The following is a 15,714-nucleotide window of genomic DNA, read 5'->3' as shown; positions in this document are numbered from 1 at the left end:
CTGCCGTGAACGACATCCGTCCTGACCTCCGCGGTGAGCACGCCGGAGCCGAGCGCGCCAACGAGAAGACCTATCAGCAGCTCGCCCGCGAACTCCTGCTGGTCGGCCCCGAGCCGGCCAACGAGGACCTCAAGCTGCGCTACCTCGACGTACTGATCGACAAGGGCCTGGAGCGTCCCGCCACCCCCAAGCGCATCCTGATCGTCGGAGCGGGCATCGCCGGCCTGGTAGCCGGCGATCTGCTGACCCGCGCCGGGCACGATGTGACGATTCTGGAGGCCAACGCCAACCGGGTCGGCGGCCGCATCAAGACCTTCCACGCCAAGAAGGGCGAGCCGCCGCCCTTCACCGACCCCGCGCAGTACGCGGAAGCCGGGGCGATGCGTCTGCCCAGCTTCCACCCGCTGACCCTGGCGCTGATCGACAAACTCGGCCTGAAGCGGCGGCTGTTCTTCAACGTCGACATCGATCCGTCGACGGGCAATCAGACCGCCCCCGTTCCGCCGGTGATCTACAAGTCGTTCAAGGACGGCAAGATCTGGACGAACGGTGACCCCAGCCCCGATTTCCGGGAGCCGGACAAGCGCAACCACACCTGGATCCGCACCAACCGCTCCCAGGTGCGCCGCGCCCACTACGCCAAGGACCCGTCCCAGATCAACGAGGGCTTCCATCTCACCGGCTGCGAATCGCGGCTGACCGTGTCCGAGATGGTCAACCAGGCCCTGGAACCGGTGCGGGACTACTACTCCGTGCTGCAGAGCGACGGGAAGCGCGTCAACAAGCCCTTCAAGGAGTGGCTGGACGGCTGGGCCGGGGTCGTCCGCGACTTCGACGGCTTTTCCATGGGCCGCTTCCTGCGCGAGTACGCCGGGTTCAGCGATGAGGCCATCGAGGCGATCGGCACGATCGAGAACATGACCTCGCGGCTGCACCTCGCCTTCTTCCACAGCTTCCTGGGCCGCAGCGACATCGATCCCACCGCCACCTACTGGGAGATCGAGGGCGGCAGCCGCAAGCTCCCGGAGGCGCTCGCCAAGGATCTGCGGGACCAGATCGTGATGGGCCAGCGGATGGTCCGGCTGGAGTACTACGACCCGGGCCGCGACGGCCATCACGGCGGACTCGCCGGACCGGGCGGCCCCGCCGTCGCCATCCAGACCGTGCCCGAGGGCGATCCGTACGGCGAGGTCGAGACCTGGACCGGGGACCTGGCGATCGTCACCATCCCGTTCTCCAGTCTGCGGTTCACCGCCGTGACCCCGCCGTTCTCGTACAAGAAGCGCCGGGCCGTCATCGAGACGCACTACGACCAGGCGACCAAGGTGCTCCTGGAATTCTCCCGCCGCTGGTGGGAGTTCACCGAGGAGGACTGGAAGCGGGAGCTCGACGCCATCGCGCCGGGTCTGTACGACTACTACCAGCAGTGGGGCGAGGACGACGCCGAGGCGGCGATGGCCGCTCCGCAGAGTCTGCGGGAGCTGCCCACGGGGCTGCTCGGCGCCCACCCGAGCGTGGACGAGAAGCGCATCAGCCCCCAGCAGGTGGAGTACTACCGCAACTCCCCGCTGCGCGGCGGCGTACGGCCGGCCACGCACGCCTATGGCGGCGGTTCCACCACCGACAACCCCAACCGCTTCATGTACTACCCCTCCCATCCCGTCCCCGGCAGTCAGGGCGGTGTGGTGCTGGCGGGCTACTCCTGGTCGGACGACGCCGCGCGCTGGGACTCCTTCGAGGAAGCCGAGCGCTACAGCTACGCCCTGCTCAACCTCCAGTCGGTGCACGGGCGGCGGATCGAGGTCTTCTACACCGGTGCCGGCCAGACCCAGAGCTGGCTGCGCGACCCGTACGCCTGCGGTGAGGCCGCCGTCTACACCCCGCACCAGATGACCAGCTTCCACCTCGATGTGGTGCGGCCCGAGGGACCGGTCCACTTCGCCGGTGAGCATGTGTCGCTCAAGCACGCCTGGATCGAGGGCGCGGTGGAGACGGCCGTACGCGCCGCCATCGCCGTCAACGAGGCTCCCGCGGCGGACGAGAGCACCGCCGGCGGACGGGCCGCGGCGCCCCGCGAGCGCCGGTCCGCCACCGCTTCGTCGGACCGGTCGCGCGAGGGAGTGCTGACGTCATGAGCACCTCCCAGACATGCACTGTGGCCGAGTATCTGGCCCTCAGGCTGGAACAGCTCGGCATCACCCATCTGTTCGGCGTTCCGGGCGACCACCTGGGCCCGTTCCTGTCGACCCTGCACGAGAAGACCCGAGTGCGCTGGGTGGGCACCCCCACCGAGGGCGGTGCGGGCCAGGCCGCGGACGCCTACGCCCGGGTGACGTCCGCCGACGCGGAGATCGCGCTCGGCGAGCAGGGCATCGGCGCGGTCGCGGTCACCTACAGCGTGGGCGCGTTCAACCTGCTCAACGCGATCGGCGGCGCCTTCGCCGAGTATGTACCGCTGATCGCGATCAACGCCGCTCCGTCGTACGAGCAGTGGCTCAACCAGCAGGCGATCGGCCTGCTCACCTCGCACATGTCGCAGCGCCCGGAGAGCAACCTGGAGGTCTACCGCCAGGTGACCGTGGACGCCCAGGCCATCTCCAACCCGGGGCTGGCCCCCACCCAGATCGACAGCGCGATCACCGCGTGCCTCTCCCACCGCCGGCCGGTCTATCTGGAGGTCATGGATGACGTCTGGGAGGCGCGGTGCCCCGCACCGCAGGGCCGGCTGACGCGGCGCGAGCGCCCCGTCACCGCGAAGAACCAGCGCATGCTCGACCGCGCGGTCACGGCGTGTGTGGAGCTGATCCGGCACTACCGCAACCCGATCCTGTGGGCCGGTGAGGAGATCGACCGCTTCCGGCTGTCGGACGAGTTCGAGAAGCTGGTGCGCGAGACCCGTATCCCGTTCTGCACCACCATCGGCGCCAAGTCCGTGGTCTCCGAGTACACCCCGGGCTTCTCCGGCGTCTACAACGGCAAGGCCAGCAATCCGCAGGTCGCCGAGGTCTTCAACAACGCGGGCTGCCGCATCGGGCTGGGCACGTGGGCGACCTCGAAGAACCTCGGCGGCGTGCAGTCGATCGGCGACGACTGGGCGGTCGCCGCCCAGGAAGGGGTGCATGTCGGCGCCTCGTACTTCCCCGATGTACAGCTCGCCCGGTTCCTCCCCGCGCTGCGGGAACGCCTGGTGGCCGAGTTCGGGGACCGTGCCTTCGCCGCGGACTACTTCGCCCGCGCGCACGAGGACGGCCTCGACGTCTCCGACAGCACCGCCGCCTACCTGGCCTCCCAGACCGGCGGACCGTACCCGGAGCACGTGACGTACGACAGCTTCTTCCGGCACGTCAACGCCTTCCTCGAAGCGCAGACCAGCGAGCCGCCGGGCGAGCGCAGCAACCCGTTCACCGTGGTGTGCGACGCCGCGTTCGCGCTGATCGGCTCGATGAACCTGCGGATGGCGGAGCGCGCCTCGTACGTGGCGCAGAACAGCTGGCTGTCCATCGGCTACTCGGTCGGCGCGGCCACCGGGGTGGCGCTCGGCCGGAGCCATGCGGGCAAGCGCCCTATGGTCTTCGTCGGCGACGGCTCGTTCCAGGAGACCTGCCAGGAGATGTCCACCCATGTGCGGCACGGGCTGCGCCCGGTGGTGTTCGTCCTGGACAACGAGGCGTTCTACGGCATCGAGCAGATGCTCGTCCACCCCTGCTACTACCAGGACGGCACTCCGTCCTCCAACGGCGCCGACTTCTACAACGAACTGCACCCCTGGCGGTACGAGAAGCTCGCGGACGTCTTCGGCTCCAGCAAGCACCCGATGAACGGCTTCGCCGTCCGTAAGCACGACGAACTCAGCGCCCTGCTGGAGCGGATCGCCGAACCCAGTGACGCGGTCAACCAGGGCCCGGTCATCGTGCGGGTGCAGCTGGACCGGCACGACTATCCCGAGGCACTCAAGTACAAGATCGCCGAGAACTGTCCGCCGCCCGTCGGCGCACCGTCGGAAGGGAACGTGGGATGACCAGCCCGAACGAACAGCGGTCCGCGGCAAGCGCCACCCTCGACGACTCCGCGGAGGCGCTCCGGCACGCCATGAGCGGTCTGTCCGGGCCGGAGGCCACCGGCTGGACCGGCGCCGTACGGCCCGCCGGCACCCCGGGCGAGGGCGCGAAGGTGCTGATCCTGGGCGCCGGTGTCGCGGGCCTGACCGCCGCGTACGAACTGAGCATGCTCGGCTACCGGGTCACCGTCCTGGAAGCGCAGGAACGCGTCGGCGGGCGCAACCGCACCGCGCGCAACGGGGACCAGCTCTATGAGCTCGATGAGCACGGCGCCGTCACCCGGACACATACCTGTGCGTTCGACGACGGCCTGTACCTCAACCTCGGGCCCGGCCGTATCCCGTACCACCACCGCCGGGTGCTCAAGTACTGCCGTGACTTCGGTGTGAAGCTGGAGCCGTACGTCATGGAGACCACGGCAAACCGGGTCCGCCCGCCGCATGCCGAGGTGACCTGGCCCAACCGGCGGGTGGCGAACGACACCCGCGGCCATCTCGCGGCCAAGCTCGCCGAGACGCTGGTCAGCAGGGACGCCTTCACCGGTGAACTGCGGGACCTGCTGCGGGTGTTCGGCGCCCTCGACGCGAACGGCAAGTACCGCGGCTCCACCCGCTCCGGTTACCTGGACCGGCCCGAAATCGAGGAGTGGCCGGTATCGGCTCCGCCGCTGTCCTTCGAGGAGCTGGTGCACTCGGGCTTCTGGAAGGCCCGTTTCTACCAGCCGGTCGACTACCTGTGGCAGGCCACGATGTTCCAGCCGGTCGGCGGCATGGACCACATCGTCAAGGCACTGGCACGCGAGGCCAAACGGGCCGGTGCGAAGTTCGTGCTGGGCGCCGAGGTCCGGGAGATCGAGATCGATCCGCGTGGGCTCGGGGCCACCGTCACGTACCGCAAGGGGGACGACGAGTTCCATGCCGACGCCCGCTACTGCGTCAGCAATATTCCGGCCCCGGTGCTCCGCAAGATCAAACTGACCCGCTTCTCGGACCCCTTCGAGCAGGCGATCCGCCTCGTGGAGTTCGAGAAGACCTGCAAGGTCGGCTGGCAGGCGAACCGCCGTTTCTGGGAGGGCGACCTCGGCGGCTGGGACGACACCGAGGGGATCTACGGAGGCATCAGCTGGACCGGCCACAACATCACCCAGATGTGGTATCCGTCCAACGACTACTTCTCCGACAAGGGGACCCTGACCGGCGCCTACAACTTCGAGGGCGCGGCCGACACCCTCGGGAAGCTCACCCCGGAGAAGCGCCTGCGGCTGGCGCGCGAAGGCGCCATCCAGCTGCATCCGGAATTCAAGGACAGAAAGCTCGTCCCCGACGAGAAGGGCGTCTCCATCGCCTGGCACAAGGTGCCCTACCAGCTGGGCGGCTGGGCAGCGTGGAAACCGCAGGTGGCAAGCCACAAGAAGGCGTACAGGCAACTCCTCCAGCCGGAGGGCACCGACGCCTTCTTCGTCACCGGCGACCAGATCTCGCCACTGCCCGGCTGGCAGGAGGGCGCGATGATGTCGGCCCACTACGTCATCCAGCAGATCCTGGGCATCATGCCCCTGAGCGCACCGGAGGAGGTCGCGGTACCGGACTCGGTCGCACTGACGCAGGGTCTGTACTGAGGGGCCGAAAGGCTCTGACGGTCCCGATGGACTGAGGGGCAGGCCCGGCCGGCAGCGGTATGCCGGCCGGGCCTGCCGTTCCCCGGTCGCGGAGTCCCCGCATGACTGCTCGATGAGCAACGTCCGTCAGTTTTCGACCTTCACCGCACCACGGTCTGATCACTTGCCGCCTTCGGCCCGGGTTGCCGCCGTTCAGACCCAACACTGGGCGCATGGGTGACAACTGGAAGCGAGAGATCGACCGGCTCCACGAGGGCTTGGTCCGCCGCGACGATCCGACGGAATGGGTGACCGAGGCCGATGCCGTGGACGCCTCCTACCGCTATCCGCATCTCATGCTGCGCGGCCCGGTCTTCGGGCTCGCCGCACGGGATCCCGAAAGCGGCCCGGACTGGCGGCTGTTGACGCCCGCCACCAGTGGTATGCCCCAAGAAGCCAGGGACGGCCTGAACTCCCTGCTGTGGTTCAAGGCCAAGGACGACACCGACGACCCCGCCGTCCGACGCGAACTGCTGGCCGCCGTGGCGGTGCTCGAACGCGAACCGGTCAATGAGATGACGGTCCTCGGCGTGCACTACCGGGTGGTGCGCGGGGACGAGTTCGCACGCAGCGGCGAGAGCGGCCTTGAGCCGCCGCGGCCGACCGACCCGGAACCGGCCGACCGCTCCTGGGACGGCCGGCAGGAAACACCCTCGCCGGACCTGGGCTTCGCTCTTGCCCCCGGCCGGGTGAACGGCCTCATGGCGGGCGCCATGAAGCTGGCACTCCAGGGGTTCGCCTACTCCGGCTCACGGTTTCCCGCCGACGTACGCCGGGACTCCGAGCGGGCGCTCACCTCGCATCCGGACGTCCTGCTCCTTCCCGTCGGTTTCGGGGTGGTGGAACGCAGCGGCCGCGGGTGGCGGCCGCAAGGTGCCCTCATGCCGACGCCCCATGACGCGCGGCGGCTGCTGTTCGACGGGATGAGTGAATTCTGGCCCCTGTTCCGCAAGTTCAGCGACCGTGAACGCATCCGCTACGCGCAGGCCGCCGAGGAGTTCAAGGCCGCCGGCCGCGCGGACGAAGCCCGCGTCGGCGACACCCTGTTCCGGATCTGCCGCATCGAGCGGATGATCAGGTCCGGCCCCGACGGACCGGAACCGCCCCGTCCCTCGGACCAGGATGACTACGGCCCGACGAAGATCCACCCGACCATGGACGAGAACGGCACCATCCGCCATGACGACTGAACCTTCCCTGAACGCGGGCGGGAGCGGGGGCGGGTGGTTGCGGAGGCAGCCCGATCCGGTACGGCCGGATCGGATCCGGCCGATCCGACGCCCGAGCGGAAGGAACACCGACGTGACCTGCGGGTAGGTTCTGACCATGACGGGTGAGTGGCGGATGGATCGCATCGGGGCGGCTCTGCGGGGGGAGAACCCGACGGTGCTGCGGCGGCTGGCGTCGGGGTTCGCCGTGATCGGCGATGTTCAGTTCCTGCCGGGCTACTCGGTTCTTCTGGCCGACGAGCCGGATGTGCAGCGGCTGTCGGACCTCCCGAAGGGCAAGCGGCTGTCGTTCCTGTCGGACCTGGACCAACTCGGCGAAGCGGTGGAGCGGGCCTGCCGACGGCTGGATCCGGCTTTCCGGCGGGTCAATCTGGAGATCCTGGGCAACACCGACCCGTTCCTGCACGCGCATGTGTGGCCGCGGTTCGAGTGGGAGCCGGCCGAACGGGTGTGTGCCCCGGTGTGGCTCTATCCACGTGACCGGTGGAGCGACGGACAGTTCAGGCTCGGTCCGCAGCATGATGTGCTGCGGGACGCGATCGGCGGCGAGCTGGACCGGTTGCGCGCGGGGGCCTGACGTGCAGGGCCGCAGACACCTGCCTAGCAGGGCTGTTTCGGTTGCTCCGGGTCCTGCCTGCGGATGACCTCGGCTGCGAGTGCGACGCGGGAGGACAATTCCAGCTTGTTGAAGATGTTGGACACATGCGTGCTGACGGTGCGTCGAGAGATGTTCATACGGGCGGCGATCTCGGGGTTGGAGTGGCCGTCTGCGACATGACCGGCGACGAGGCGTTCGGTTTCGGTGAGTGCTTCCCAGCCGTAGCGGGCGCTGCTCCGGGGTCTTCGGGCTCCTCGACCGGCGGCAATGCCACGGAGGCGGGAGTGGGCGCGGGCCGCGTCCCACCGGGCGTCCAGCCGGGTGAAGATCTCCAGGGCTCGATCGAGGAGGGCGCGGGCCTGGGCCGGTTGTCCACAGTGGGCGAGCAGTTCCGCGGCGTCGGTGTAGGCGTGCGCCTCGCTCAGGGGCCTCGGGGCCTCGCGGTAGCAACGGGCTGCTTCCAAGAGCAGGTCGGGGTCCCGTTCCAGGAGTCCCTGGCACCGGAAGTCATCACCGAGGTGGTACGGCGCACCGCTGTGCTCGGTCCGCTGCCGGGCGGCGTGGGCGTATCGCCGGGCGTTGGCAACGTCGTCGTGAGCCAGCGCGAGCCGGACGAGATCGGGTGTCAGAAAGCAGAGGATCAGCCGGCCCGAACGGTGGCCGATGCCGTGGTCGAATGCCGTCGCGAGGCGGGTGTAGGCGCGCTCGGCGTCGCCCTGGGCCTCGTCCACGAGGGCATCGGCGCACAGCGGCAGGAACTCGCAGAGCCAGGCGAGGGTTCCGCCGTCGGACGCCGCGGCGTTGGTGGTCAAATGAGCTGCGGTGGCTGGCTCTTGGCCGCGGTGCACCGCGATCAGGGTGGCCAGCGCCCGCAGGGCCCGGCCCATGGCGAACTGCTCCCCCAGGCCGAGCCCGGCCTCGATGTCGGTCAGGGCGTCGTCCCAGCGGCCGGTGTTGAACGCGAGGATGGCGCAGGAGAGGTGGTACCAGGGCAGGAAGATGCCTCCGGTGCGCTCGGTTGCCGTGCGGACGGCTGCAAGGGTGCGCTGCGCGTCGTGGCCGCGGTCCAGACTGGCGTAGTTGTTGGCCAGGGCGAGTTGCAACCAGATCCGTTGTGCCGACTGGGCCGTTTCCGGAATGAGCCGCGTTGCCTGCCGGGCCAGTTCCAGCGCCTCGGAGCCCGGCGCCGCGAGGAAACGCTCAGCCGCCAGAACGTGCAGGGCAATGGCCAGGGCGAGGCCGTCACCCGCCGCTTCGGCTGCGCATCGGCCGGCTGCCGCGACCGCCCTGGCCTCACCCAGCTCGCCCAGGGCCAACAGGCACAACGCGCCGAACGCCCGGAACCGGGTCGCCTCGACCACCGGCAGATCCGCGCTGCCACCGGCGGCACGGACCTCGATGAGTGCCAGGTCGGGCCGGCCGCGGGCGAAGGCGGCATGGGCGATGGTCCAGCGCAGGGCGTGCTCCCCTTCGGGGGCGCGGGTCCTGGCCAGTGCGCACCGGGCGGTTTCCTCCGCCTCCGCCAGGTGGCCGCAGGAGAGCTGAGCGAGGGCGCGGTGCAGTTGGAGACGGTCATGGCGGGGCTCGTCGGGGTCGGCGAGCGCCAGTGCCTGGTCGATGAGCTGAAGGGCCATGGCGGGTGCGCGAGCGGTGAGTTGCGCCACCGATCCGTCGAGCCAGGTGGTCAGGGCCTCCCCGGCCATCGGGGCCGCCGCGAGCAGATGCTCGGCAACCCGCTCCGCCGCCGCTCCCCCGGCCACCAGCGCCTGAGCCGTCCGCACATGCAGCATGGCGCGGGCCGAGCCCGGTACCGCGTCGTACAGGGCGTGCCGTACGAGGTCGTGGCGGAAGAGCAGCCGGTCCCCGGCGTCCCGCAGCACTCCGGCCGCCTCGGCCTCCGCGACGATGCCGAGCAGTTCGTGTGTCGGCCGGTCGAGAACCGCCGCGAGATCGGCGACCGTGCAGCCGGCCCCCAGCACCGCGGCGACCTGCACGGCCTGCCGCACCTCATCACGCAGCGAGCGCAGCCGGTGTGTGATCAGTGCGGTCAGCGGCGGCACGGGGCAGCCGGCGGCGACCTCCGCGATTCCCCCGCGAATGTCGACCGCCTCCTCGCGCAGCAGGGCGGCGGCCAACTCCGTGAGGTACAACGGGCTTCCCGCCGCCCCCTGGGCCATACGCCGTAGGCGCGGGCCGGGCTCCGCGCCGCACAGGCCGGCGAGCAGGGCCGACACGGCGGGCGGAGTCAGCGGTGCCAGCTCCAGTACGGTGCGGCTGCCAAGAGCCAGGCTCCGGGAGAACCGGTCGGCCTCCCCTCCTGGTACCGGCCGATAGGCCACGGTCACCAGGAGCGGCAGCCGGTGAGCCGACCGCATCAGCCGGTGCACCACCAGCAGGCTGGCCGGGTCGGCCCACTGGAGGTCATCGATGAAGAGCGCCAGCGGCCGCTGCGCGCACAAGGCGCCGACCCGGCCGAGCAGCGCCTCAACGGTGGCCGAATCCGCCTCGGCCGTCCCGCGTCGCACACCCGGCAGCCCGGAGCGGTCCGCAGCACGCAGGCTCTCCGCGGCACGGGTCCGGGAGGCCTCGCCGGACGCCGGGTCCATTCCCAGGCAGGCCGCGATCGCGGCAAACGGACGCTGCTGATCCGCCTCCTGCGCCGCACCGTACAGCGCCCGCATGCCGAGACGCTCCGCGGTCAGTACCGCGTACTCCAGCACGGCGGTCTTGCCCAGGCCGGCCGCGCCGCCGAGGAACGCCACCTGCCCCGTTCCCGCCACGGCGGCTGCGGCCAGCCTGCCGAATTCCGCCGTCTCGGCCTCACGGCCGACCAGGCGACCCGGGAGGCGCTCCGGTTGTGCGGCAGGGGTGGACATCTCCATGGTCATGCGGTCAATGTCGGGAATGTACTTGGTGGTACGTCCATGGCCAGATCATGAGAACGTAACAATGGCGCTTTGACCGCCCCCGTGGACAACCGTCCCGAACTGCCCGAGTCGTCCCTGCCGGCACCGCCCGGATGCGTCCGGCGAAGGCTGCGGTCCGGGAACTACCGGGTACGGCGGCAGCACGAACTCCCTGAGCCGCGCCGGACAGCGCTCTCAGGCGTCGTCGGCGCCCGTCGGCTGCTGGAGCCGCCACTCCGGGGTCGCTGAGGGGAGGACGAGTTCGGCGACGGCCCCGCCGTCCGGTGCGTTCGAGAATCGCAGCGTGGCGCCGAGGACCCGGGCCTGCCCCACGGCGATGGTCAGCCCGAGGCCATGGCCGGTCTTCTTGCCGCTTCCGGTGTGACTGCTGAAGCGCTGGGGGCCGTGGTCGAGGAGCCGGGCGGGGTAGCCGTCCCCGTGATCCCGGACGGTGATGGCCAGGCCGTCGACGGTCAGGACCACCGGCGGGCGGCCGTGCTTGTGGGCGTTGGAGACGAGGTTCCCCAGCACCCGCTGGAGCCGGCGCTGGTCGGTCTCCACCCGGGCGTCCCGCTCGATACGGACCTCGGCCGCCAGCCCGGTGGCCAGCACCGCCCGCTCGGCCAGCGGCCCCAGCTGATGCACATCGATGTCGGCCTGCTCCACCTCCGCGTCAAGACGGGAGATCTCCAGCAGATCCTCGGTCAGCCGGCTCATGGTCCGGATACGGTCCTGCACCATCTCGGTCGGGCGGCCGGGCGGCAGCAGCTCGGCGGCCACGTGCAGCCCGGTCAGCGGGGTGCGCAGCTCATGCGCCACATCGGCGGTGAAACGCTGCTCGCTGTTCAGCTTGGCCTGGAGGGCTGCGGCCATCGCGTCGAGGGCGGCCGCCACCGCGGCGGCTTCGTCCTGGGCATGGCCGGGGCGCAGGACCCGGGGATCGTCCACGCGGGCGTCGAGATCGCCGGTGCTGATCCTGCGGGCCACCTGGGCGGTGCGCTGCAGCCGGCGGGTGATACGGGAGACGGCGAACAGCCCGACGAGGAGGGTGAGGCCGATCGCGAAGGCCGAGGAGCCGATGATCGCCCGGTCCAGCCCGCGGAGCGCGGCGGCCCGCTGGGTGTAGTCGATGTGGACGGCCAGCGCCTTGCCGTCGGCAGGGGTGACGGCCCACATCGCCGGGCGGCCACGGTGGTCGGCGAGCTGGGTGCCGCGCTCACCCTGCCGTGCCATGGCGCGGAGCGAGGCGGGGAGGTCGGCGGGATTGACCGCGGCGTTGCGGCCGAGGGGCTCCCCGGCGACATACGCCGCCGCGACGGTGTCCAGTTCGGCCAGAGCCGCACTGCGGGCCTGGTCCTCGGTCTGCCTGCCGACCAGGACGTGCACCAGGACGCCGACGACCGCGGCGAGGACACAACACATCACGATGACGAAGACGGCGAACTTCACATAGAGCCTCGCCGTCCAGGCGGGCAGGCGCAGCCGCATACGAGACCGGGCGGGGCTCATGGCGTTCGCTTCGGGGCGGGGGTGGCCGAGTCCGCCTCGTCGAACTCCATGGCCCGCAGTGCCATGGTCTGCGTCCGGGCGTCCCATGCGTAGACCGTGCGGGTGGCGTAGCCGGGGGTGCCCGTGGGCTCCCGCAGGATCAGATCACCGTTCGCGATCTCCACCGACAGCGGCGTCGCACCAGCGTCCATGATCCGGGTCACCACCCCATGCTGAAGCGTGAAGACCCACAGCGCCAGGGATTCGTCCAGCGCCTCGATGCCCACGATCAATTCGGCCTTCCCGTCACCGGTCAGATCCTGGTACTGCGGTTTCCGCACCGGGCAGTGCGCCGGCTTGTCGGCGCAGGCGTCGATCTTCCTCGCGGTGGCGGCGTCGAATTGCGGCCCGCCGCCGAGGGAGGATCCCGCGGCCACCTGCGCCTTGACGACGGTGAGCAGCGGCGCCTTGCGGATGTCCCCGGACGGCACACGGGCCACCCCGGGAACGGCAGCGGGCAGGTTCTCGCCCGTCCCCGTCTCGGGTTGCGGCGCGGGCTTGCGATCCGGCCACAGCCGCACCGGGGCCGAGGCACCCGAAGTGTGGCCGGCACTCAGCGGCTCCCCGCTCCCCGTACAGCCGCCCAAAAGCGCCACCGTGCCCGTCGCCGCAAGGGCGAACGACATCATCCGTACCGGCCTCGGGAAGAACGAGGAACGGAGAAGCAGCACATCTCTTCCAGTCGTGGTGCGGGCTGGGCCTGTCCGGATCATAATGCTCGCTGCGCTCCACCGCGCAGCCCGAGATGCTCGAAATGCCCGAACGGGGAGGTCATGGGGCAGCTCATCCGCGAAGCCCGCGGTGTCAGGTGCCGCTGACGCCCAGCCGTGCATAGTCGTAACCGCCGTAGGCGGCGGAAACGTGAACACTGGTCAACCGCGGGCTGCGCCAGCTGACGTATCTGTCGTAAACGAACGGCAGGTAGGAGGCGTCCTCCGCGACCTTGCGGTTGATCCGCTCGTAGGCCTTACCGGCCGTGTTCGGGTCGGTTTCGGCGCGGGCCTGGTCGAGGAGCTTGTCGATGAACGGGGAGTCGACCCCGGCGAGGTTGTAATTGCCGCTCGGCCGGTGCAGCCGGCTGTCGACGAGCGGTCGCCAGTAGGCCTGCCCGGTCGGGAAGTCGGCGCTCCAGCTCGTGATGACGATGCCGTAGCCCCTCTTCCTCACCTCCAACGGCACACGGACGATCTCGGCCGCCCGTGCCCCGTCGAACTTCTCGATCTTCGCCTCGATGCCGACCCTGCCCAGCGCACTCTGCAGCGCTGCGGCGGCGTCAACCTCCGCCGGCCGGTCGTTGCGCACCGCGATCCTGGTCGGGAAACCGTCCGGCCGGCCGCACGCCTTCAGCTCTGCCCTGGCCTTGGTCAGGTTCGGCTTGCCGCCGTTCTTGAGCACGCCGTACGGGTCGAACGTGGGGTCGGCGCCCCTGATGCCCGGCGGGAGCAGATTCGGCGCGAGGTCGCCACCCGCGACGGTGCCGCCGAGCGCGGTCTGCAGATTCCGGCGATCGACTGCGTGGACGACCGCCTTGCGGCAGTGGACGTTACCCATCGGCTTGACCGTCTGCGGAAATGCCGCGTAGTGGACGAAACCGGACCGCGGGGAGTCCACATTCTTGGTGAGGTCGTCATCCGACAGCACCCTGGCCCGGGCGGGCGGGCCCAGCCCCGTGGTGGTCAGCTCCAGGTCGTAATCGCCCTTGATCAGACCGGAGTCCACGGAGGTCGGATCGTCGGTGATGCTGACCATGATCCGGTCCGGAAGGGCCTTGCGGACCGGGTCGGACGACGGCCGCCAGCGGGGGTTGCGCACCAGCACCAGATTCCTGCCCGGGCGGTACGACTGGAACTTGTACGGGCCGCTGGAGAACGGCCTGAGGCCATATTCGGCCTTGGTGTCCCGGCTCCGTTTCACGGGCGAGCCGGCCATCATGGCCAGCATCTGCTCGAAGTCACCGTTGGGCCGCGGCAGCGTGAAGACGATGGTCCCGGCATCGGGCGTCGTGATCGCCTTCAGGCCCGTCGCCGAGGTGTCCTTGTACGGCCCTCGGTAGGTTCCTTCCGGGTCGAGCGCCTGCTTCAGGTAGTCCGGTCCGCCCGAGAGGACGTCCGGCGCCCAGAGCCGCTCGATGCCGTACTTGATGTCCTGGGAGGTGATGGGCGACCCGTCCTCCCAGGTGGCCCCTTTGCGCAGCGTGTAGGTGTAGGTCCGGCCGTGGTTGGTGATCTTGGCCCTGGTGGTGGCCAGGTCCGGTGTGAGTGCGGCGTTCTTCGACTCCGGGTCATATGTGACCAGTTGACGTGTGTAGTAGCGGGCAAAGTTCCCTACGAAGCCGTAGTAGCCGCGCTGCGGGTCCCAGGAATCGGCATCGCGGACGCTGATGAACTTCAGCGTGCCGCCCTTTCTGCCCCCTGGCTTGAGGACGTGGCCGACAGCGGCGTTGTACCTGGTTTCGGTGACGCCGCCCGGGGATGCGCCGTCGGATTCTCCGTGGGAGCCGTTCAGCAGAGTGAGGGTGGTGGACACTCCCGCGACCAGGAGCGCCGCCGACACCACCGCGATGGCCCTGGTCCGGACGGAGGCCGGCCTTCCGCGGCGCCGCGGTCCATCGGTGCGGGCAGCGTCGGGCGTCTCGTGCTGTCGGGGTGGAGCGGTCTGCGTATGTTCCTCGCCGCGCGCGTCAGAGGTGCGGTCCGGGGTGGGGGCCGGTGTCCGGGGTGGCGGGGACGGTTGGGATGGCTGGGACAGCGGGGATGACTGAGGCGGTGGGGATGGCTGGGACAGCGGGGATGACTGAGGCGGTGGGGACGACTGGGACGGCTGGGACGACGGCTGCGGGCGGTGGGCGGGATGGGCGCGGTTCCGCGCCAGTGCGATCTGCCCGCCGGTGTTGCGGTTGCGCTGCTGGGGCAGCGGTCTGGCCTTGGCCGCCAGCGAGGTGTAGAGGTGCCGGTACAGGGTCTGCACGTCCAGCAGGTGCGGGCCGTCGACGATCCCGTCGGTCAGCACGGTGATCAATTCGCCGGTGAACGCGGTGAATTCCTCGCCGGGCGGGGACAGCGCCTTACGGGTCTGTGCGGAGGCCGCCATCAGGGACGTGCCCTCGATCAGCGCGTGGTCGGCCACCTGGGCGGTGCCGCTCATGCCGCCCAGCAGAGCCCGCCCGCTGTAGCAGCAGTCCAGAATCACCACCTTGCGCCGGGCGCCGATCCGCGGGTCCAGGATCGCCCGGCGCACCCACTCGAAGGGCAGCGCGCTGTACAGCCGCTCCTGATCCGAGCCGGGCAGCGCCAGATACAGCTCATCGCTGTACGGGTCGATCAGTCCATGCCCGGCGTAGTAGACGACCAAGGTGTCGGTGGCGCGCAGGGCGACGCTGCTGAGGGTGTCGAGTACTTCCTGGGCGCTCGGCGGCTGGGGCAGTGCGACACAGTGCGCCGGTGGTAATCCCCACAAGTCCGGGTCGGTGAACGCCCGCGTCAGTCCGGCCAGATTGCGCTCGACGGCGGGTAAGGCCGCCAGGTTCTCGTAGTCATGGACCCCGATGAGAAGGGCCTGCGAGGCAACGGGGTCGGGGAGGATCGTCACGGTGACCGCTGATCCGTTCCGGCTCCGCCGGCTCCCCCGTCGACGACGATGTCGAGCTGCACGCTCGCGTACCCCTCTCCCGGACATGCACCCGCTGCGCGACCATCAGGAGTGCCGATACTAACCATGT

General features: G+C 70.0%; 9 protein-coding genes. 5 read left to right on the top strand and 4 right to left on the bottom strand.

What is annotated here, in order from left to right:
- Positions 1-5 precede the first annotated feature (5 nt).
- From AB0C46_RS05890 to AB0C46_RS05870, 5 genes are all read left to right on the top strand, one after another.
- Positions 6-2,135, top strand: coding sequence for an FAD-dependent oxidoreductase (locus AB0C46_RS05890; protein WP_362826005.1), 2,130 nt, complete (start codon positions 6-8; stop codon positions 2,133-2,135).
- Entirely contained in the window at positions 2,132-4,018 is a 1,887-nt protein-coding gene (locus AB0C46_RS05885) for a thiamine pyrophosphate-binding protein (protein ID WP_362826003.1), read from the top strand. Before AB0C46_RS05890 ends, AB0C46_RS05885 begins: the two co-directional genes overlap by 4 nt.
- Positions 4,015-5,676 (top strand): FAD-dependent oxidoreductase, encoded by a 1,662-nt coding sequence (locus AB0C46_RS05880; protein WP_362826001.1) that lies wholly within the window; start codon positions 4,015-4,017, stop codon positions 5,674-5,676. Before AB0C46_RS05885 ends, AB0C46_RS05880 begins: the two co-directional genes overlap by 4 nt.
- A 212-nt stretch (positions 5,677-5,888) precedes the next feature.
- Entirely contained in the window at positions 5,889-6,905 is a 1,017-nt protein-coding gene (locus AB0C46_RS05875; protein WP_362826000.1) for a DUF5954 family protein, read from the top strand.
- A gap of 136 nt (positions 6,906-7,041) precedes the next feature.
- A complete protein-coding gene (locus AB0C46_RS05870; protein WP_362825998.1) occupies positions 7,042-7,521 on the top strand; it encodes a diadenosine tetraphosphate hydrolase in 480 nt (159 codons plus the stop codon).
- A gap of 23 nt (positions 7,522-7,544) precedes the next feature.
- Here AB0C46_RS05870 and AB0C46_RS05865 read toward each other — a convergent pair whose 3' ends face one another.
- From AB0C46_RS05865 to AB0C46_RS05850, 4 genes are all read right to left on the bottom strand, one after another.
- Positions 7,545-10,430, bottom strand: coding sequence for an AAA family ATPase (locus tag AB0C46_RS05865; protein WP_362825996.1), 2,886 nt, complete (start codon positions 10,428-10,430; stop codon positions 7,545-7,547).
- 213 nt (positions 10,431-10,643) lie between these two features.
- The gene (locus AB0C46_RS05860) at positions 10,644-11,957 is read right to left on the bottom strand and encodes a HAMP domain-containing sensor histidine kinase (protein WP_362825995.1); all 1,314 of its coding nucleotides are present in this window, start codon (positions 11,955-11,957) and stop codon (positions 10,644-10,646) included.
- Entirely contained in the window at positions 11,954-12,667 is a 714-nt protein-coding gene (locus tag AB0C46_RS05855; protein WP_362825993.1) for a hypothetical protein, read from the bottom strand. Before AB0C46_RS05855 ends, AB0C46_RS05860 begins: the two co-directional genes overlap by 4 nt.
- A 133-nt stretch (positions 12,668-12,800) precedes the next feature.
- Positions 12,801-15,584 (bottom strand): ABC transporter substrate-binding protein, encoded by a 2,784-nt coding sequence (locus AB0C46_RS05850; protein ID WP_362825991.1) that lies wholly within the window; start codon positions 15,582-15,584, stop codon positions 12,801-12,803.
- Between the last annotated feature and the right edge of the window lie 130 nt (positions 15,585-15,714).

It is taken from the genome of Streptomyces sp. NPDC048637 (assembly GCF_040650675.1).
Classification (GTDB): Bacteria; Actinomycetota; Actinomycetes; order Streptomycetales; family Streptomycetaceae; genus Streptomyces.
The sequence above is the reverse complement of the archived record's forward strand: the minus strand, read 5'-3'. Positions and strand labels throughout refer to the sequence as shown.